This window comes from bacterium, from assembly GCA_028820935.1.
GTDB lineage: Bacteria > Actinomycetota > Acidimicrobiia > Spongiisociales > Spongiisociaceae > Spongiisocius.
Map to the genome: position 1 here is coordinate 1 of JAPPHZ010000049.1, position 20,789 is coordinate 20,789.

11 protein-coding genes and 2 pseudogenes are annotated in these 20,789 nt (G+C 67.4%); 9 read left to right on the top strand and 4 right to left on the bottom strand.

The window, feature by feature from the left end; translation table 11 throughout:
* The first annotated feature begins 68 nt into the window (after positions 1-68).
* Positions 69-281, top strand: a pseudogene (locus OXM57_14475) (ATP-binding protein).
* 218 nt (positions 282-499) lie between these two features.
* Here the strand turns inward: OXM57_14475 and OXM57_14480 are convergent.
* Positions 500-4,867: pseudogene (locus OXM57_14480) on the bottom strand (relaxase domain-containing protein).
* 971 nt (positions 4,868-5,838) lie between these two features.
* Here OXM57_14480 and OXM57_14485 point away from each other — a divergent pair.
* On the top strand, positions 5,839-7,098 hold the full coding sequence (locus tag OXM57_14485) for a CHC2 zinc finger domain-containing protein (GenBank protein ID MDE0353885.1): 1,260 nt from the start codon (positions 5,839-5,841) through the stop codon (positions 7,096-7,098).
* Positions 7,099-7,764: 666 nt separating this feature from the next.
* Here the strand turns inward: OXM57_14485 and OXM57_14490 are convergent.
* On the bottom strand, positions 7,765-8,265 hold the full coding sequence (locus OXM57_14490) for a hypothetical protein (GenBank protein ID MDE0353886.1): 501 nt from the start codon (positions 8,263-8,265) through the stop codon (positions 7,765-7,767).
* Between the two features lie 1,083 nt (positions 8,266-9,348).
* Positions 9,349-9,588 (bottom strand): hypothetical protein, encoded by a 240-nt coding sequence (locus OXM57_14495; protein ID MDE0353887.1) that lies wholly within the window; start codon positions 9,586-9,588, stop codon positions 9,349-9,351.
* Positions 9,589-10,090: 502 nt separating this feature from the next.
* Between OXM57_14495 and OXM57_14500 the strand changes: the two genes are divergently transcribed.
* Together OXM57_14500 and OXM57_14505 are read left to right on the top strand one after the other, a co-directional pair.
* The gene (locus OXM57_14500; GenBank protein ID MDE0353888.1) at positions 10,091-10,978 is read left to right on the top strand and encodes a hypothetical protein; all 888 of its coding nucleotides are present in this window, start codon (positions 10,091-10,093) and stop codon (positions 10,976-10,978) included.
* Positions 10,963-11,961: a nucleotidyl transferase AbiEii/AbiGii toxin family protein gene (locus tag OXM57_14505; protein MDE0353889.1), complete on the top strand. Its 999-nt coding sequence runs from the start codon at positions 10,963-10,965 to the stop codon at positions 11,959-11,961. Before OXM57_14500 ends, OXM57_14505 begins: the two co-directional genes overlap by 16 nt.
* A 292-nt stretch (positions 11,962-12,253) precedes the next feature.
* Here OXM57_14505 and OXM57_14510 read toward each other — a convergent pair whose 3' ends face one another.
* On the bottom strand, positions 12,254-12,601 hold the full coding sequence (locus tag OXM57_14510) for a hypothetical protein (GenBank protein ID MDE0353890.1): 348 nt from the start codon (positions 12,599-12,601) through the stop codon (positions 12,254-12,256).
* Between the two features lie 74 nt (positions 12,602-12,675).
* Here OXM57_14510 and OXM57_14515 point away from each other — a divergent pair, with 74 nt between their 5' ends.
* From OXM57_14515 to OXM57_14535, 5 genes are all read left to right on the top strand, one after another.
* Positions 12,676-12,822, top strand: a complete 147-nt coding sequence (locus OXM57_14515; GenBank protein MDE0353891.1) for a hypothetical protein — start codon at positions 12,676-12,678, stop codon at positions 12,820-12,822.
* 468 nt (positions 12,823-13,290) lie between these two features.
* Entirely contained in the window at positions 13,291-15,933 is a 2,643-nt protein-coding gene (locus OXM57_14520; GenBank protein ID MDE0353892.1) for a vitamin B12-dependent ribonucleotide reductase, read from the top strand.
* Between the two features lie 19 nt (positions 15,934-15,952).
* The gene (locus OXM57_14525) at positions 15,953-16,693 is read left to right on the top strand and encodes a hypothetical protein (GenBank protein MDE0353893.1); all 741 of its coding nucleotides are present in this window, start codon (positions 15,953-15,955) and stop codon (positions 16,691-16,693) included.
* A gap of 388 nt (positions 16,694-17,081) precedes the next feature.
* On the top strand, positions 17,082-17,783 hold the full coding sequence (locus OXM57_14530; GenBank protein ID MDE0353894.1) for a hypothetical protein: 702 nt from the start codon (positions 17,082-17,084) through the stop codon (positions 17,781-17,783).
* 24 nt (positions 17,784-17,807) lie between these two features.
* The gene (locus OXM57_14535) at positions 17,808-20,588 is read left to right on the top strand and encodes an ATP-binding protein (GenBank protein ID MDE0353895.1); all 2,781 of its coding nucleotides are present in this window, start codon (positions 17,808-17,810) and stop codon (positions 20,586-20,588) included.
* Positions 20,589-20,789 lie beyond the last annotated feature (201 nt).

A 20,789-nucleotide genomic window follows, 5' to 3' on the forward strand; every position in this document is an offset into this window, starting at 1 on the left:
ACATGGCCCACACAGCCCGAGCCGAGGGATGGGACCCCCTCGAGCTGTTGGTCAAGGTCCTCGCCGAAGAAGTCACCGCACGGGAAACACACGGCGGCCAAAACCGCATCCGCGCGGCCCGATTCCCCCAGACAAAGACCCTCGACGACTTCGACTTCGCCCACCAACGGTCAGTGTCACGAGCCCAGATCGCGCATCTACACCAACTCGACTTCGTCCGCGAAGCCCACAACGTGATCTTCCTGGGCCCACCAGGCACCGGCAAAACACACCTCTCCATGAGTACGGGGTCTTTGTCGGTGTAGGTGTCGGCGATGGCCCGGTGGCCGCGGATGCGTTGGTGGATGTCACCGCCGCCGAGGTGTTGTTGGATGTGGGGCCAGGGTTGTGGGAGTCCGTTGCGCCAGTGCTGGAGGAGGGCGGCGGCGCTGAGACTGGCGGGGTCTTCGCCTGGGGGGAAGGTGACGACGGTGGTGGGGACATCGGCGTGGTGGGCTTGGTCCAAGACTTTGCGCTGGGCATCCTGCCCGGATCCATCTCCGTCGAACGCTGCGATGAGGTGGTGGGCGCCGACGGCGAGGATACGGTGGAGGTGGGAGTCGGTGAAGGCGGTCCCGCCGGTTGCGACCACGTTAGTGAGGCCAGCGCGGTGGGCGGCTATGGCGTCAGTGTAGCCCTCAACTATGGCGGCTGTTCCGCTGTTGCGTATTTGGTGGGCGGATTCGGCTATGCCGTAGAGGGTTTCGGTTTTGCGGTAGAGGGAAGTGGTGCGGGTGTTGAGGTATTTAGGGGCCTTGGGGTCGGTGTTGGTGGGGAGTTTGCGCCCGGCGAACCCGATCACGTCTCCGCCCAGGTTCCGGATGGGGAACACGACTCGGCCGCGGAGGACGTCGTAGGTTCGCCCGGTTTTGCGGCTGATAGTAGCGACGCCGGAGGCGACGGCTGTGTCGTCGTCTTGGAGGGTGTTAGTTAGTCCTCTCCATTGGTCGGGCGCCCACCCGAGCTTCCACTTTTTCCGGTCGTCGGGTCCGATCCCCCGCTCGGTCAGGTATCGGCGGGCGTCTTCGGCGTGGGGTGAGTGGAGGAGTTGTTGGTGGTACCAGTCGGCGCTACGGCGGAGCAGGGCTAGTTCGGGTTCGTGGCCGCGGGTATCGGCCCGCCCCGGTGGGGTAGGAGCGGGCAGGGGGATGGGTGGCAGGTTGGGCGGTTGCCGTGTGACGGCGGCTTGTTGTTGTTGGGTGGCTTGGGTCCAGGGAACCGGGACGGGTGCTGTGGGTGGTTGGGCTGCGCCGGCGATCACCTGTGCGGTTTGGTGGTTGGCGTGGTGCCAGACGGCGGTGAGGCGGGCGGCTGTTGCGCCGTCTTCGATCCAGTCTGCTATAGCCTCGTACCAGTGCGCCCGGTCTGTAGCGGCGAGGTCCGCTCCGGCGGGGTTTGGGGGTAGTTGGGTGTGGAGGCGACTACGGGCGGCGTCCAGGGCTTCGAGGGTGGTTGCCCACCGCCGGGCACGTTGTGCTCTGAGGGTGGCCCGCACCGCCGATGCCCATTGTGTTTCGTCTTCGCTCAGTTGGTGGTGGCTGTGGGGGGTGAGGAGGTCACGGAGGGTGGGGTCGGCGACTGCGGCCATGAGAGCGACGGTGTGGTCGGCGGCTGGGCGGGCACCGACCCGGCGTGCGAGTTGGTAGCGGGCGACCAGGTCCAGGAGAGGACCTGGGTCGTCGAGAGGATGGGGGGCGGGCTGGTTGGCCCAGCTATCAGCCAGCGTCAGGAACGGCTCGAAGTGGTCAGCACCCCACGCATCGGCGGCGGCTTGGACGGCGGGGTCGGGCGCGGGTTCCGCCACTGCTGGTGGTTTGTCCGCTTCGGCGACAGGATCCGGATCGGGGGTGGTGTCGTCGCCGCTGGGGGGTAGGTCGTCGGGATACAACCAGTCGTCGTGGTCGGCTACGGGTGGCCCGAATAGTGCCTCTAGGTCTTCGCCGTCCTCAAGGGCGGCCACGAGGATGTCCTCCCACTCCCGGGCGGCCTCGTCAGCGGCGGCCTGTTGGTCGAGCCACGCTTCGATATCGGAACTGACCCGAGCCTCGATACCTTCCCGACTGGCTGTTGCTGCGGTCGCCTGCCCGAGCGAGGCTCCGCCGAGAACGGCGAGATCCGCAAGGGTGGGCATCGGTGTGGTGTGGGGGCTGTCTGCAATCTGTCCGAGATGCGCGGCGGCTACGTCAGCTGACACGAGTTGTGATCCTGCGGGCACGGTTAGGGGATGTGCGGAGCCGCGTTTGAGTACGGTTTCGATTATGTGATCGGGTGGTAGGTGGTCGGGTGGGGTGTCGGGGTCGTACTGTGCTTGGTCGGTGACGACCATTAGGTGGTTCTCGTGGCGGCCGCGGGTGAGCCCCACATACAGCTGGGCGCGGCGGCTGTGGACGGTGATGGCGCACAGCGCGGCGTCGGTGGTGAGGGACTGGACACGGGTCTGTGTGGTGGCGTAGCCCAGGTCGAGGTGGTCGACTGCGTAGGAGGCGGGGAGGACGACCGTGACATCTTCGTGGGCGAGGCGACGGGCGGTCACAGGCCCCTCTTTGTCTGCTCCGGTGATAACCCAGCGGTCGCCGTTGCGTACCCACTGCCCATCGGACGCGACGATGCGGCGGTTGTTGCGGCGGGTGGCCACCGTGTCTCCCACCCGGATAACACCGTTGCCGGCGCCCTGCACTCTGTGCCCGGTTTCGCCCGCCCGGTGGCGGCGGGCGGCGATCTCAGTGTTGATCTCCCCAACCAGGCTGAGAGTGGGGGCAGTGATGATCGTATCCAGCCCACGGCGTTCCTCCCACCACGCAGCGGCGAAGCCGGCCACTTCCGCTTCGGTGCTGTCATGGACGCGACCCCGCTTGTGGTGGTAGTCGAGCGCCGTCTTCTGGCCTTGGCGTAGCCCGATCGTGGCGCGGGCCTCGTCATGGTCCGAAAAGCGCCACAGCTCCGACAGCACCGCGGCGGGCACCAGGTCAGGCCGATCAGACAGGGCGTGGAACACACCACCGGCGCCGACTGCTCCTTGCTGGGCGGTGTCACCGACGAGGATCATCCGCGCCCCGACCTGGGCGGCCCGCCCAGCCAATGCGGCGAGGGTGCGGGTGTCCAACTGTCCGGCTTCGTCCACGATCACCCACCCGCCTTGCGGTACCCGGTCGTCGGCTATCGCCGCTAGCGCGGCCGTCTCCGCCGCCACATCGAGGGCTTCGCCCAAGTTGGCGGCTGCGGTGGCGGTGGGTGCCACAGCGAGGACCTGGTCGCGGCCGACCGCCCCAGCTACCCGGCCCAACATTGCGGTCTTGCCCGACCCGGCAGGGCCCAACACCAGCACCCCGTTGGTGTCCGCCTCGAGGATGGCTGCGACCGCGGCGGTCTGATCTGATCCAAGCCCATCGGTGTCCGCTTCGGCGCTGTCGGCGTCGGCTTCGCCAGCGAGCCATGACACGGCGGCTACTTCGGCTGCGGCCAAGCCGGGGGAGTACCAGCGCCCGTCCCGTTCCACCAGCTGGGCGGTGACCCGCTCCCAAAGGCCGGCGGCCAACTGCCCGAGAGTGGTCTGGGGGTCGATGTCGCGGCCGTGGAGATCTGCGCTGGCGGACAGGGTGGCCCACACAGTCCGGAGAATGTCGGAACGAGTCAGCCCCCGAGACGCTGTACCCAACTGCTCCAACTGTGCCACGACCGCGGCGTCCACGGTGTCGGGAAGGCTGGGGGTGGGGTCGGCGACCAATACCTCGACGCGGTCGTATGGGCCGGGCTCCTGCCGGGGAGTAGAGCGTAGGCCTGCAGCGAGTGTTTCGGGGGTGACCCCGGCGGCTTCGGCTTCGTCCCGCCAGCGGGCATGGGGGTCGCCGTAGGTCTGTTTGGGGGTGCGAGTGTGACGCTTCGCCCGATCCCAGAGGTCGAGCCGCTCAGCCGGGGTGGGCTCCCGTTTGTGCTCAGCCTCGAAGGCGCGGACCTTGGCTTGGGCGACCTTGGCGATATCACGGTGGCGGGCGGACCACTCCGCCATCAGACCGTCCGGGCGTCCCGCCAGCTCGGCGTGCCAGTTGTCACCCACACGATCCCAAACCCAGCCCAACCGCTGCGACAACTCAGCCCGCAACACCGCCGCCCCCACCATCGCCGCCGCAGCCGCGTTCCGATACAACAAACGGCCGTCAAGGGTCCGCCACTTACCATCCTCACAGCGGACCCGGTTATGGACAATCAAATGCGCATGGACATGAGGATCACCGGCCCGGCTCGTCCAATGGTCGAAACGGGCGATGGTCGCCCCCTCAGGTACCTCCACCCGGACCACCCCGTTACGACCAGCACGGCTCGCAACAGCCTCCGACTGGAGGAACCCCACCACCGCCCCGGTACTGACATCCCAAGCCGCTTCGATCTCCTTACGATCCGCGGCATCCGCCAGCGCCCACGCCGCGCTCACCGACTTCGGAGGCGAATACACCATGTCGAAAGCCGAGAACTTGCGCCGCCGGCGCACCACCCCCGCCCGATCAACGAAGGACCCGCCCGGCCGGTAACGGCGGCCCAACTGCTCCCCGCTCGAAGGGTCCACCGCCGACAGCGACGCCGCCAACTGCTCGGGCGTTACCACCCCACCCTCAGTGACTCCCATCGCCCCGGCTGCGGCCCACCGCCCCGCCAGCTCGCCATGGTTGCCCGTGTAATACCCGACAGCCGGCGCGACACCCGATCCCGGGCCCGGGCTACTACCGGCCGCCGCCTGCCCTCCGCCGCCAACCGACCCGGCAGCTCCCGGCTGTTTCCGCCCGGTGTAGTAGGCGACGTGTTCGACCCCGACCTTGGCTATGTAAAGCGACATGGCCGACATAATGCCCCACGACCCCCGAAACCCGGTCGCGCATCACGTACCGGGACATACGTCCCACCACCACCCTGGGACATACGTCCTCATTTCAATGAAAACTTGGCTACGCCCCTCAACCACAGTCCACACCCCCTGCGGGGACATGTGTCCTCTACCCCATTGGGACGTATGTCCCCCTCCCCGCTCCCCCCGATGTCCCGTCCACCACCCGCCCGCTCCAGCTCATCCCCACCGACCACACCAACACCCTCCTCGCTGCCCACCCACACCCCCACCCTCCTCACCAGACACCGACAAAACCCCAGGTAAACGCCCCAAACGCCACCCGGCACCCGGACCGTGCCCAAGCAAGCAGGCCTCCCCCACCGCCCGCCGGCCACCCCTCTTCCACCCACACCACCCGGCCAGAACGCAAGTACTACCCCCAAGCCTGCAAAGGACATATGTCCCCTAAGCCGGCGTGCGGCCCGGACACATGACCCCCACCACAACAGGGGCTCGCAGTTCGCCGCCTCGCCGCCGACCCCCCAACTGTCGCAGCCCAGGACGTCTGCCCACCGACGCGCCTGCAAAACCCCAGGTCAGAGGGATACGCGACCGCATGCGCGACCGGAAGCGCGACCGGTCGCGCATAAGCGCGACCGCGACCACCACTCCCCCTCCCCGGTGACGTAGCGCCGGGACACATGTCCCACTCTCCACAGCCGCCGGCCGCTCCTCGCTGGTTGGCCCGCAAGCCCCCTCGGCCTCTGTCGGAAGCGTCCGTCCTGTCTAACTGCTTGCGGGGGCCTAGGTCAGAGGGATGCGCGACCGCTCGGGGGGAGATGCGCGACCGCTCGGGGGGAGATGCGCGACCGGTCGCGGTTGAGCGCGACCCCAACGGGGTGGATCCGCGACCGGGTTTCGGTAGGCGGGTGGCAGTGTGGGTACCGGAGCAAGGGACAACTGGGGCAGGAAGGATCAGCATGGGTTCGAGAGCGGCGGCGCTGGTGCGGGAAGCGACCGATATCGTGTCGCTTTTCGAGGAGGTGACCGAGGTCACCCGCTCAGGCGCCGCCGCTGCGATGGCGCTCTGCCCCTTTCACTCCGACAAAGACACGCCTTCGCTGAGTATCAGCGCCGACAAGGGTGTGTACAACTGTTTCGGCTGTGGCGCTCGGGGCGACGCTCTGACCTTCGTCCAACAAGCGCACGGTGTGGGCTTCGCCGAGGCGCTGTCGATGCTGGCGGCGCGGGCGGGCATCGACCTGGGACCCCAGACGGCCCGCCAGTCTCGGGCGGCGCGGTTGGGCAACATCCGGTGGCAGGCAGCCGAGTTCTATCATGTGCTGCTCCGCGTGGACCCCACGGCGGCGCCGGCGCGGGGCTACCTCCGCCGTACCCACGGTTTCGGCTCGTCCGACGTGGTCGGCTTCACCGTAGGCTGGGCTCCGGCGGACCCGTCGGCGGTTACCAGCGCACTCCGGGATGCCGGCGTGTCCGGACGCGACATCGCCGCATCAGGGGTGGCCAACCTCGGCATGGGACGGGCAGGCCGGGTGGTGTACCCGGTGGTGACCGGGCCGGATCGGGTGGCCGGTTTCGTCTCCGAAGACTCATCCGGGCGAACGTTCCCTCCGTCCCGTGGGTCCCGGTTGCTGTTCGGCATGGGCCAGGCACGGTCAGCGATAGCACGGGAGGGCACAACTGTCGTGGTCCCGGACGCGGCCGCGGTGATCGCCTGGCACAGGGTCGGGGTAACGAACACCGTAGCGCCGGCCACGCCCCGCCTGAACACCGACCACCTCGCGACGCTGGCCCGGTTCGGCTTGAGGGCGGTGATCGTCCCACGGGACCCCGACAGCACCCGCGGACTGTTGGCCGACACGCCCACCGTTCGTGGTATCGACGTCTACATCGCAGAAGCTCTCAGCGTGGCCGGCCGCAACCTCAGCCAGGCCGACGCTCTAGCCGCCGCAAGATCCGCAGTACCGATCTCCGAAGCCCGGCTAACCACCGCACTGTCCGGCTACCGAACGGCCGCCACGCCAACAACCCGGCGGGCCCTGCTCGCCAACGCCCGGCAACTCATCGAAGACGAGACGGACGAGCACACACGGTGGGAACTGGCGGCAGTCGCTTCCGGCATTACCGGTTTGCCGCTCGAGCGCGTGATGGGGGCGGCGACGCTGCTCCCCCCAAAGGAGGCACAGCGCCCGCTCGCCCGGGCGGCACTGGCGCTGTGAGATGTGAGGTGCACCTTGCCCGTGCAGCCGCTCGAAGGCGCTCTTGCTGCCCGGGACGACCAGGAGCGGGGCTGGAACGTGCGGCTCTACGACACGACGGGAAGACAGGTCGGCGCCTCGGGCGGGTTCGCCACCGTGCACGAGGCAACGCACCTGGCACGTCTCGCTTCCTCGTTGGTGGGCCGCAACCACCCTCTCCGGGTCCACTTGGACGAGGACCCGCCCCAGCTGCCCGTGGAGGGGAGAACAACGGTGGTGTACCGGGAGCCGGCCCTGCGCCACGATCAGGGCTGGGAGATGATCACTGCCCGACCCGACGTCGGGCAGGTGGTCCGTTCCCGGCCGGGGTCGGGCGCCAGTTCGTACAATTCGCTCTGCTTCATCGAGCCGGCCACATACGACTGCCGGTACTCCTCCCCGGCTCCCAGTCGTCGACACGCTGGCGGTGGATGCCCCTGGTGCTCAGCAACCGCTACCACGCTCAGCGCCGAACGCAGCGGGCGGCGGTCAGGCCTCGGAGTTGAAGGGTGGCCGCTTTGCCTGGCACAGTCTCCGCCCATGCTACCTCTTCCTCGGCGGGCGGGATATCTTCGGTCGGGGCTGGCAGTGCCTCTGCCAGCTTGAGGATCGGCTCTATTTCGAGGTGGTGGTACCCCCTGTCCTCGATCAGAACGAGCCACCAGCGGAGCGCCACCGAGCGAGGTCCGCTATGTCGGCGCTATCGATGACCTGGCTGGGGAACATCCACGGTTCGAGCGGGTCCACGACCCCTTCGGGCACCAGCAGTAGTGGGTCATCGAGGTGTGGCCGCTGTAGCACGGAGCGGGCTTGCCGCCGTACCACCGCAGCGATCACCGCCTCGTCAGGTAGCGCGGTCAACCGGTCGGTCAGGCGCCGGGACTGTGCTTCCTTCTCCCGGTGCTTCGCCGCCCGGTCCTCCCGAACCTGGAGCGATCCTCGTCGGTCTCCGGGCGGGCTGAGCGGACCATCAGCGCGATTTCCATCCTCGCCGTGGCGAGCATGGTCGCTGCAGACCGCGGTCTGTTCGATCTTCGTGAGGCCGCAGTGGCCGTTATGCAGGACGGCTGCATGGTATGGATCCGCGGAATGCTCTTCGTCCGGACGATCCAGAACAACCGCCGGTAGTACTCGCTGCCAGCCTGCCATAGGCGCTTTACCACGATCTTGACCACACCTCCCCGCCCGGCTTGTGGAGGATGTGCTCGATCCGCTCCGGCCGCGTCGGTGACGTCCTCGGCGTCCACATCCTGAGCCACGAGCTGCGACAGGGTGTAGGCGTACTCGACGGTAAGCGTCCCTCAGAAGACCATTGTCTGACCTTCGTCGGGCAGGGTGAGGATCCGCAACCTGCGGGACGCATGGGCTCTCGAGCGGCCCACCCGCCGTGCTATCTCCGCCTGCGACCATCCAGCGTCTACCAGACTGCGGCATCCGCCTGCCTCCTCAACCAGGGTCTAGGTCAAGGCGTTGGAGTTCTCTGCCAGGGTGGCCCGCAGCCGCTCCGACGCGTCCGCGGCTGTGTGCACCGGCGCTGGCGGAGGCCTTCGGGGTCAGCTAGAGGCGGCGTGTTGCGCCGGACTGCTAACGCGGCGAGGGGTGTCGTTACTCGGCTTGATCTGCTGTCAGGTTTCACGCCGCTTTGTGCTCTATCCGCACCGCGGCGTAGGTGCACCACACGTCCTCGTTTGGGGTAGCCAGTCCGTGGGGTAGGAGGCCCCTTGGCGGTGTTGGCCGCGGCGCTGACCGCTACCAGCCCGGCGGTGTCGTTGCGAAAGCCTCCAGGTCCGCTTCGTTCCACATGCGGGCGCCCGACTCCCAAGCCTCAACCAGGGGCACGAGGTGGTCGAATGCGCAGCTTGGCGACGTCGGGCTGCCCTAGGCATCGCCGGGCGACCACCACTCCCATCACGACCCGGCACACCCGGGTCCGGATGCATGGTTGGCGTATGGCCGAGTCGCGTGTCAGCACCTATTGGAGAGAGTGGCATCCATCTCCGTCGCTGTCGCTCCAGTGTGGGAAACAGGTCCCGGTCGTAGCCTCCCCACACCTAAGCAGCTACGGCCAGCCGGGTCGAGTCCACCAATTGCGCCTCGGGCGGCGGCGGTGGGGCGGTAGTCGCCGTGGCGAATGTGGTGGAGGTGGCTTCGGTGGTGAAGGAGGGAGGAGGTGCCGGCGCTATTGGAGTGAGTGTTGTCAGAGGCAACGACTCCGGGGCCGCGTCGGGCGCATCAGGAACTGTCGGGTAGGGAGCGGGCCGCCTCCAAGTGGCGCCGCACACCCCGACTGCTTATGCCGAGGGCCTTGGCTACCTGAAGTATTGGCACCTCGTCGGCGACTACGGCGGATACGAGGGCGCGGCGGAACGCTGTGGTCGCCTTGCGCTGCTCGCGGATGCGGTCCGCCCGGTCCGCCCAGAGGCCGAGCAGGTCCGTGAGCACGAGGCTGTGAGGATCGTCCGCTGGGTACATCACTCCCCCTCCCCCACCGTAGGTGGGACATATGTCCCGGCGATAATACCCCGTGCATTCCGACAACAAGCGGGGTAGGCGGCGGCGGTCTAGCTCTGACTGACCACACTTGGCAGCTCCAAAGACCCCTCTGCCGACCGCCGCCCACAAGGCCCGAGCCGTCAGGTCCGTCCTCGACCGCCTCTAAGCACGGGCCCCTGGGAGCCAAGGCCACGGTAGGCGTCAACCCCTGTGGCGGCGTTGACCATGATGAACGCACCGCTTACAGGCAGACGACAAAAGACATACCACGTGCCGAACTGGCCTAGCGCCGTCCATGGGACGACTAGGCAACGCCTCCCGCTACCACGACGAAGGGCAGATGCCTGGGTGGTTGGTGGAGCACATGTTTCCGGTTAGCTCCTGCTGAGTGGTAGGAGCCCCAACTTAGGCAGCCAGCAGCGGAGGAACCGAGGCGCGATCGGGTAGCTCCTAAGCGGCGCCTACGTGTACCCTGATGGCTATGAGTTCTCTCACAGTTGAGTTGCGTCCTGACCTGGTGGACTGGCCGCACACGCGGCCGGTTAGGGGCGCGCTCGTCCCGGTTGTCAACACCCTGCGGGAGCAGGACCGGGTGATCGCCACTCTGGGTGATCTGGCCGAGTTGCTTCCCGACCGGGCGCCGCAGAGTACCGCCCGGGCGTTGCGGGAGGCGGGGTGGCTGTTCCCGATGCGGACCAGCGGTGTGTGGGGGTTCGCCGGGGCCCGGTTGGGCGCTCCTCGGGCGCCGGGGTATTTGGAGCTGCACGCTCGGATGCGGGTGCGGCCGGACACGCCGGCGTGCATCGCTGGCAAGACCGTGGCCATGCTCCATAATTGGCTGTGGCGGCCTGTCGGGTCGGCTATCGGTATGCCTCCGGGAGTCAAGGTTCCCCGCTGTTTGGGTGACCTCACCGTTCACCGGTGGGATCCGCAGATCGATCTGGACGAGTTCTTGGGGCTGCCGATGTGGAAGCCTGAAACGTTGCTCTGCTATATGGCAGCCCGACCGTCGCGGATCTCCTGGGAGGACGTACAGGAGTGGTTGTGGGCGGTGTGTGAGAACCTCGAGCTCGATCTGCTGCTGGCCGAGTTGGAGGGAAGGCCACGGGCGGTGTGGATGAAGACCGGCTACCTCGCGGATGTGGGGGAGCGGCCGCATCTCGGCGAGGCCGTCGTCGCGGCGGCGCCGGCGGGGGGGCGGGGCCCCTATGTGCTCGGGTGGCGGGAACGCAACTTGCCGTATTCGGTTTGGGACAGCCCGGTGCGGGTACCCAAGTACGGGATCGTCGATTACCTGTTGCCGAGACGGTGGTGTCCGAAGCTTGGTTTCGAGCCGTTCGAGCCGCCCAAGACGTGGGAGTTCGACTGAGCAGCCTCTCCTCAGCGATCAAGCAGGCGTACCCGGCCGTCACCAAGAGGGGATCGGTTGTTGAGGAAGCGGCGGTGCTGGACGTGGCGTTCGATCATCTCCTCTACGGACTTCACGAGCGGGGCGTGTATGAAGTGGTCGGCCTGACGCTGAAGGGCGGCACGGCGCTGCGGAAGTACCACCTCGGGCATCGGAGCCGGTTCTCCTTCGATCTTGACTTCGACGCTGAGGAAGGCGCTGACGAGTTGGTCGCTGAGGAGATCGACGGGATGGCATTCCGTCACTTCGAGTTCGCAGCGCACGAACGCCGGGGGCACTACAGCACCCGTGTGGCCACCGACCTACTTCCCGGCGGTGGGTATCTCCAGGCGAAGATAGACTTCTCCACCCGGGGCCTTTGGCTCCCGCCCGAACAACGCAGCCTCATCCACACGCCCGTCCAGGCCGCCTACCCGTTCGATCCCGGGTTCCCAGTCCCGGTGATGCGCGTGGACGAGAACGTGGCGGAGAAGCTCGGACGCTGGGAGGGGGAGCCTCTCATCCGTGACCTCTACGACCTGGCCGCTCTCAGCACCAGAATCGCCGACCCGCAGCTCGTCACCCGGATGTGGGTGCTGAAAAGCTACGCCGGGATGGTGAGCGGCAGCCGCCGCGGGCGCGGCGGGCCTGCTGCCTCGATCGACACGTTGACCGCCGACAAGCGCTCCGCCGGGTTCGTGCTCGATGACTTGGCGCTGCCCGCAGACCCTCCTGACACAGCCAAGCAGACCCTCGTCGAGAGCTACCTGCCCAAGGTGGACCAGCTGTGCCGCACCGTGGCTGACCACATGACCCCCGACCTGTACCGCTACGCCGACGACAGGGGCGCTCTCAGCTGGGAGGTAGGCCAAGAGATCGCCGAGATCGAGCGGCAGGCGCTGGCCGCCCTCACCCGCGACGACCCGCACAGGAACCCGTCAGATTTGGGGCCGGGCTGGCTCTGAAGTGCCAGGGCCCTTTTTTGCGGGCCGCAAATCGGCTCCTAGCCTTTTGGGTTACGTTGGTTAACGCTCTAGGGGTCCTTTCCAGGCGATTATGGCCGAGTTCTGACAACAACTCTGGAGCGGGGCGGTGTTGGTCCGTCGCACCGCCCCGGCCGAGTTCAGGGGCGAGCGCAACGCCTCGATGCGGGTGACGGTGCTCAGCGGTGGTGCGCAGTTACCTCCGGGCGGTTTCTACTGCGCGTTTTAGACGGATGTCATCGCGCGAACTATGACAGCTAAGGGGGGCTGGAGGCTAGGTGGATGGCTCGGGGTCAAGGCTGCCGAACACGTCCTGTACGAGAACACGCAGTACCGCGGCGTCCACGCTGAGGTCGCCGACGACCGTCCGGATGGCCCCTACTATGTTGGCGCGGCTGATGGCCACTCTCCCGATGTTGTGGAACATGTTCTGCTGGGGATCGGCGCTGGTGCCGACGATGACGTACAGGTCGCCGGCGCGGTAGATGTCGATCTGGTAGTGGTCGGGCGGTTGCTCCGGATCGTGGTGGCACCGATGCCTGATTGCTTGCGGTGCAGTGGGGGCGAGCCCGCAGGAGGACGGACCTAGTAGGCGGAGCGACTGAGGCAGCAGCCGGGGCAAGTGGAGCCGGTGGCACCGGCATTGGACTCCGCCAAGTTGGCGGCTGCCTTCCGGATCGGATAACGGAGGGCACTGTGAGCGGCTCGGACTTCGACTCCTTGACGGACCTGCCAGAGGGTGCAGGGTCGGCGGTGGTGTCACTCGATGCGGGAGGTGGGCGTGTGCTGGTGCTGGAACCCGACGGCCACAGGGAGGAGTGGGGTTCGCCGGTTCTGACGTAGCCCGGCGTGAAGGTGGTGTAGCTCCCGGCGGAGGGTTCTAAGTGGGTGTGTGACGTTTGTTGCCGCGAGTTGGACAGGGCGTACCCGATCCCGGTCGAGGACGGCTGGGCGCTGTGTAGAGGCTGCGCCACTGGGTGGGGGGTTCCCGTCCGCCTAGCTGGTCCCTTTAGCGACCGCGGGACTTGTCCGTGCGTGCCGTGTTCAGTGGTGGCGGCCGGGATGTATGACACCCACTGGCAGGGTCTGGTACTGAACGCAGGCCGACTGGCCGAGCCGCCCGCTTCCGCGGGACATGCGTTCGCCGCCCTCCAAACCTAGGTGGATGCGCGACCGCGGGAGGGTGGATGCGCGACCGGTCGCGGTTGAGCGCGACCGCGGAGGGGTGGTTGCGCGACTGCTCCGAGACCCCCTGTGTGGTCTCATTCGTGGTATAGCGACGAAAGGTAACGGATGCGGGCGTCGGTTGTGGTGTTGAACGGTGGAAAGAAGGCTGACCCGGGGGGTGCTTTGGCACGCCGGGTACGTAATGCGGAGCCGGTGGAGTGGTCCCGCCGGGACTTGCGTATCGTGGGCGGCGACGGGACGGTGGTGTGGGAGCAGGCAGGTGTCGAGTTTCCCACCGCCTGGTCGCAACAGGCCTGCCAGATCGCGGCGTCCAAGTATTTCTGGGGGAAGGTCGGCACCGCTGAGCGTGAGACTTCGTGGAGGCAGGTGCTGGAACGTGTGGTGGGGACGATCACCGGTTGGGCGCATGACGCCGGCTATTTCAAGGGGGAGCAGGCCGACCGCTTCGCCATCGACCTGTGGGAGGTATTAGCCCGGCAGGAGGCGGCGTTCAATTCGCCTGTGTATTTCAACCTCGGCTGTGAAGACCGGGCACAACAGGTGTCAGCCTGCTTCATCCTCCCAGTGGGGGACTCCCTGCCGGAGATCCTGGACTGGATCAAGACCGAGGGGCTGATCTTCCGAGGCGGGTCGGGCGCCGGCGTCAACCTGAGCGCCATCCGGGGCAGCATGGAACAGCTATCCGGCGGCGGGGTAGCGTCCGGGCCTGTGTCCTTTATGGCGGGGGCTGATTCGAGCGCAGGCGCGATCCGCTCGGGCGGTAAGACACGGCGCGCGGCGAAGATGGTGCTTCTGGACGTAGACCATCCCGACATCGAGGAGTTTATCGCCTGCAAAGTAACCGAGGAACGCCGCAGCCGCGACCTGGCGGCCGCTGGGTGGGACATGTCCTTGAACGCCGACCGTGGGCTGCGGTACCAGAACGCCAACAACTCGGTGCGTGTCAGCGACGCCTTTATGGAGGCGGTGATGGCCGACAGCGAGTTCGAGTTGGTGGCTCGCACGACCGGTGAAGTGACCAAGACGGTACGAGCTCGGGATGTGTGGCGGCAGGTCGCCGAGGCGGCGTGGGAGTGCGCCGACCCTGGTGTGCAGTACTCCACGACGATCAACCGTTGGCATACCTGTCCTGCCTCGGGGCCGATCAACGGCTCGAACCCGTGTTCCGAGTATGTCCACCTCGACAACACAGCGTGCAATCTGAGTTCTATCAACCTGCTCCGGTTCGTCGGTGACGACGGCGCGTTCGACTTGGACGGCTTCGAGTATACGGTTCGGACGATGATCACCGCTATGGACGCTGTGGTGATCCCCGCGGACTACCCGACTAAGGAGATCGGTGACCGCACCCGCCGGTACCGGCAGCTCGGGCTCGGCTACGCGAACCTCGGCGCGGCGCTGATGGCGTTGGGCCTGCCTTACGACTCGTCCGCTGGCCGTGCTTGGGCGGCGGCGGTGACCGCGTTGATGTCGGCAGTGGCGTACGACCAGTCGGTGGAACTGGCTGCCGAGCTGGGTCCGTTCGATGGGTACGGCGACAATGCCGAGCCGATGCGGGCGGTGCTGGAGATGCATCGGGAAGCCAGTTACAAGATCGGCCCGCTCGCTCCCGCTCAGATCGTTGCGGCGGCTCAGGCGATGTGGGACCGGGTGGTGGACCGCTCCCGGCTGTACGGGGTGCGTAACAGCCAGATAAGCGTTTTGGCGCCGACGGGGACCATTTCGTTCATGATGGATTGTGACACCACCGGGATCGAACCGGACCTGTCCCTCCTCAAGTGGAAGCAGCTGGTCGGCGGCGGGACTCTGCAGATGGTGAATGGGACGGTGGGACGTGCGCTCAAGACCTTGGGCTACGGCGAGGCTACGGCCTCGGCCATCGTGAAGCATATCGAGGGTACCGGCTCGGCGGTGGACGCACCGGGTCTGCTGGGTGAACACCTCGACGTCTTCGCTACCGCGATGGGCGACAACCGTATCTCGCCGCAGGGTCATTTGCGGATGATGGCAGCGGTTCAGCCGTTCCTCTCGGGGGCGATTTCCAAGACGGTCAACCTCGATGCTGAAGTGACCGTAGAGGACGTGGAGGAACTGTTCCATCTGGGCTGGGAACTCGGGCTGAAGGCGGTGGCAATCTACCGGGACGGTTCCAAGTCGGACCAGCCGATGACCATTACCGACACCAGTTCAGGGACGACGGACAGCCCCCCGCAGTTGCCGGAACGCCGGGAACTGCCCCGCAGCCGCCAGTCGTGGACGACCGCATGGCGGGTAGCCGATTACTCCGGGTACTTGACCGTCGGCCTATATGACGACGGTCAGCCTGGCGAGGTTTTCGTTAACGGCGGCAAGCAGGGTTCGACCATGGCCGGCCTGCTGGACTCCTGGGCGATCTCCGTGAGCCACGGACTCCAGCGAGGTGTCCCCCTCGAGAGCTACGTCCGGGCCTACAAGGGGATGAGCTTCCAGCCAGCTGGGGTCACCGACGACCCTGACGTGAGGGTGGCCACGTCGCTACCCGATTTCCTGATGCGGATCATGGCCCTGCGGTTCCTGGACGAAGACACGCGTCAGGGACTGGGCGTGCTGTCCACCGCCGAGAGAGGCGCCCGGCCGATCCCCGGTCTGGAGACAGCCGGCGTAGTCTCCACCGTGACGGAACACGCATCGACTGCGCCGCTATGCCAGGACTGCGGTATCCAGATGGTCCGGGCTGGCTCATGCTACGCCTGCGGCCAGTGCGGAACGACGAGCGGCTGCAGCTGAGGAGTGCCCACTCCACACAATGGCGATCACCCCGTCACCGTTCATGCTTCTGGAGGCCTCCCCGGGTGACGGCCCGCTCCACTTCATAGCCTCCACCGATGCCGGCCATGTGCAGATCAGCAGACGAGGTGACCGCTGGGGCACCGCCAACACGGGAGAGGGCGAGCCGAGAGTGCTGCCCGGGCTGTATCGGACGCCGGCTGCTGCCGCGGCGGTTCTCAGCCGTCATTACGACCTGGTGCCCTACCGTAACGCTGACGAGCTCCACCGGTGGCGGGAACGGGAGGCCCGCCGGGCCGCAGCCCGGCGACGATGGGACCGCGGGCAGCCACCTTGGGTCTCCTACCACGTTCCGCTCGCTCCCCGTGGTTACACACTGTCCACCGACTGGTCTGACAGCAGCTACCGCTTCTGCGCGACCACCGAGGCGGGTCGGGCGCGCCTAGTGGGGGTAAGCACGCACTGGTCGGCCAGCGTCGTGGACGCCGCGGACCCGTCCAACAGTCGCCGCTACGGAGCGGAGTTCGTGACCGCCGAGGAAGCAGCCGCAGCGATCATCGGTGCCGGCCATCAGGTGGCACTGTGGGACCGAGCCGCCGAACAGCGTCGGGAACACCCGGACACGATCCCCCTCATCGACGAATACGGCGACACCCTGTGGGTGGTGGATCGTGTGTGGTACTACGGGCTGGGCGACCTGGCCACCCCCGAGCGCCTCCCCACGGCCCGCCAGATGGGCACAGCCGGCCAGGTGCTCTGACGACACCGGCAAACCAACCACCCGACCGAACGAACGGTCGCTTTCACCTCCTGCGGCTCCCCTCGATCTCGAGCACAGCTCGGGGTGGGCTCCCGGCCTGAACATCGCTACCGGACCGCCCCTGAGCGAGCCGACACCGCGTGTGCTAATGGTGACATGTTTCTGGCTGAAACAAACCCTGCGGTGGCCCAGCCGTTGGATGCGCGACCGCTGAAGGGTGGATGCGCGACCGCGGAGGGGCGGATGCGCGACCGGTCGCGGTTGAGCGCGACCGCGGAGGGGTGGATGCGCGACCGGGTTTCGGGGGTGGGGTGGCACAGTTGTCTCCATGTCGTACGCGACTATCAGCCCTAGTACCGCTTCCCCGGCCGCTGCCCTGTGCGACGAAATGTTCGAGGCACTTGTGGCGGCCGTGGAGGTAGCGGCGACCGAGCCCGAGGCAGCGGCGGCTCCCCCGACTATCGGAGGTGACGCTGCTCCGGTCCGGGAGTGGACACCGCCGGCGGACGCTCCGTGGAGAGGCGGGACGCTGGACACGGTGGCACAACTGGCGGACATGTGCGGCGGTGTGGTCTCGGACGAACTGCTCGCCCCTGAGGACCGTACCCGCGTGTTCGCGCGCCGCCTGGCCAGGGCTGGCCAGCTGGCAGGTAGTTCGTACACCGACGGACGGTTGGTGGCCGCTGCCCTCGATCAAGACGGGGATCCCGGGCTACCAGCCGCACAAACCAAAAAGGAGGAGCCAACCATGGTCGATGTGATAGTGAACCTCATGTACAAGTACCAGGTGCTGGTGATGGTCGGCTTCGGCTTCGCCACCGCTGGATTGATGCTGTGGGCGTTTGTCAAGACCCGCTCAGCTCCCGCAGTATTGGGCATGGCAGCCGTAGGCATCGGAGCGATGGTACTGGTAGCGAACATGACTACGGTCGCCAACCGCTTCGGCGAGGACGTGCTCGGCAACGAGACGATCACCATCGAGCAGGTAACCGGCAGAAGCGCCCCCGGCCAGTCATCGACCGCGCCCGGAGGCGGCGGCACCCCCACCACCGTCCCCTGCGACGACGAGTTCAGCCCCGGATCCTGCTAGCCGCCTTGGTGGGGAGGTAACAGAATGGCGAAGAAGGGCAGCCGGACATGCCAATCGTTCACGTCAGCCCGCCGCCGCCCGACCGAGCTGGGCAGGATCCCAGGGCTTACGCTCCCGTGGACGTTCACGCTCCCGCAGGTGGCCGTGTTCATGGCGGCTCTCATGGTCGGCCTGTTCCTGGTCCGGCTGGGGATGACAGCGTGGGTGCTGGTACCTCTGTTGGGCGGCGCAGCTGCCGTTGGTCGGGCCTTGCGACGCGTCAGCGTGGACGGCCGCGGGTTCGCTGCGGGGGCTGGCGGCAAGGTGCGTTTCTGGATGCACCGCCAGTCCCACAAGGAGTTGACGAACCGTTCCGCCGACTTGGTGGCCGGCAATGTCGCGGTCGGCGACGACCATTCGGTGTGGCTGCTGTTCTCGGTGGAGCCCGCCAACTACGGGCTGCTGGCTGACACTGCCGAGGGGCTGCAGTCCCTCGGCGCGGTGGAGCAGCTGGTCCTGGCCGTGGGCGGGGAGCGGTGGCGCCTGCTTTCGACTGTGGAGCAGTTGAGCGCCGGCACGGTCGCCGACCGGATGCGCCGCGCTTCGCAGGCGACGTCGTGGGAGGCCGAGATCGCCGCTGAGACAGCGCGTATCCGCTCCGCCGAGTTGACGGAGCGGCGCTTCTGGTTGTGGGTGCAGGCCGGGCACGTACCTATGGGTTCCAACCTGGTGGGCTGGTGGCACCGCGCGCTTCGTACCTTCGGGTACACGCGGGCTGCCCGAGCCGACGCTATCGGCTGGGAGCGTCTGGCGGCCCGGACCGAACAGGTCGTGTCCCGCGCGGCGGGGTCGGTGCCGCTCCGAGCGGCGACCCTGGACGAGGTGACGGCGTTGTTGGACCGGGTACCTTTCGGGGCTACGACTCCCCGGGAGCCGGCGGAGCCTGACGATTATCCCCACTTGATGCTTCCCCAGTCGCGACCCGACGCTTTGACAGTCGGTCGGGGCATGGTGGAAGGGGCGTCTGCGTGGCACCGCGGCGCTGCCGAGTGGTGCGAACCGACCAGTGGTGTGGTGCTGGCCGCTACCCGTCGCGGAACGGTGGCCCACACAACTGCTGCGCTGTCGGAGATCCCGTTCACGTGGACGGTACCTGGCGGCGGCGAAGTGTTGTGGGCGTTGGACGCCCTCGAGGACCCCTGGGATTGGCTTGTGGACGTGACCGTCACTCCCCACGCGGTAGCGGCCGCCCGGGCCCGTAACCTGGACCGCCAACTCGCCGGCCAGTGGTCACAGCATGACGGAGACCCTGCCGGGGCCCCACCGGAGCTGCGTCTAGCTGTCGAGCAGGTGGCAGGTCAGCGGGAGGCGCTGGCGGCACGCACCGACAGCGACGAATACAACATCTGTGTCCTGTTCTCCACGGCGGTGCGGGTGGTAGGCGACGACGTAGCCGCGGCCGTGGAAACGCTCCGCTCCCGCACGCACCGCCTCGAAGCCCGGGCGGCGGCGGTGGGCATGTCCGTGGCTGTCCCATCCGGAGACCAGATCGCCGCCCGGGGAGTGTGGCTTCCCCGCGTGTCCTCGGCCCGCTACCTGCATGACTACATGCAGGTGGTGCTTTCCGACGGGCTGGCCGGGTTAGGTCCGCTGCTCCAATCACGCCTCGGCGACCCGCAGGGCGCGCTGCTGGGCGTGCATGACGAACGCGGCTGGCTGGAACCGATCCTTTTCGACCCAACGCTGGGTCCCCGTGCCAGATCTGTGGGAGCTGAACCGCAGTCCCCCTCGATCGGCGTGGTCGGCAGCCTGGGGTCCGGCAAGTCCGTGTTCTTGAAGCGGTGCTTGTGGACGACTCTCGCTGCTGGGGGTCAGTGCGTGGTCGTTGACCGCAGCGAACGCGACGTGGGCGAGTATGTGTCGTTCGCCGAGGTTGTTGGCCAGGTCACCGACCTGAAGGTGGAGGTGATCGACGTCACTGAGGGGTCGGTCTCCTTGGACCCCCTCCGGACGCTTTCTGATCGGAGGGCCGCAGCCGAGGTCGCGGTCCGGTTGCTGTCCCACGTTCTGGACCTTGACGCCCGCTCCACGGTGGCTACCCAGCTGGGCCGGGCCGCGGCTCGATGCCACGGCCAGTCGCTGCTGGAGTTGATGGACAAAGCCGCCGACGGAGACGAGACCACTCCCCCAGCGGTGTGGTCTGAGCACCGCAACCTCATCGCACACCTCGCTGAGAACACAGTCGCTGGGGCATTGTTCGACCCGCGTCGGCGGCCGGCGGACTTGGCCGCCGACTTGGTGGTGCTCCACGCCCCCGGCCTGGCCTTGGCTGACATAACGGACACCGCCGCCGACATCGCGGCGGCTGCGGTTGTGTTGGGGACGCTGCTGGTAGGCCACGCCGCGACGTTTGCGCATCCCCGCTTCGCCGCCCTGCTTCTGGACGAGGCATGGTCGCTGGTTCGGGACCCGAAGGCGCAGGCCTCGGTCGTAGAGGCCTTACGAGACGGGCGTAAGCACAACACGGGCGTGTGGATCGGCACGCAGTCGGCAAACGACTTCGCCTCCACCGAACTGCGCGAGCTGTTGGGGCAGGTTGCTGTGTTCCGTTCCCGTAACCTGGAGGCGGCGACCGCCGCCGCCGCACTCGCCGGTGCCGACCCCGACATAGCCGCTCCCCTGCTGACCGACCTGCCTACGGGCACGATGCTCTGGCGGGACATATACGGCCGCCTGGGCGTAGTCGACGTGCTTCTGCCAGCAGACCCCCGCGCCGCGGCGGCTATCGACACTACACCGGCGCCGGCGCTGGTGACCCAGAGATGACTATGAGACGTCCCCTCCTGGGGATCTTGGGTGCGGCGGTGACGGTTGTCCTCCTTGCTGGCGCCGCGCCGGCATCTGCCCAGCCCTCGGGAGTAGCACCGGACGCACCGGCCGCATCTGCTGCCGCTGCTACGACCACAGATGACGACCCGGCACCGTCCGCCCCGATGACTCAGCGTGACTACAGGTGTTGGGCGGCTG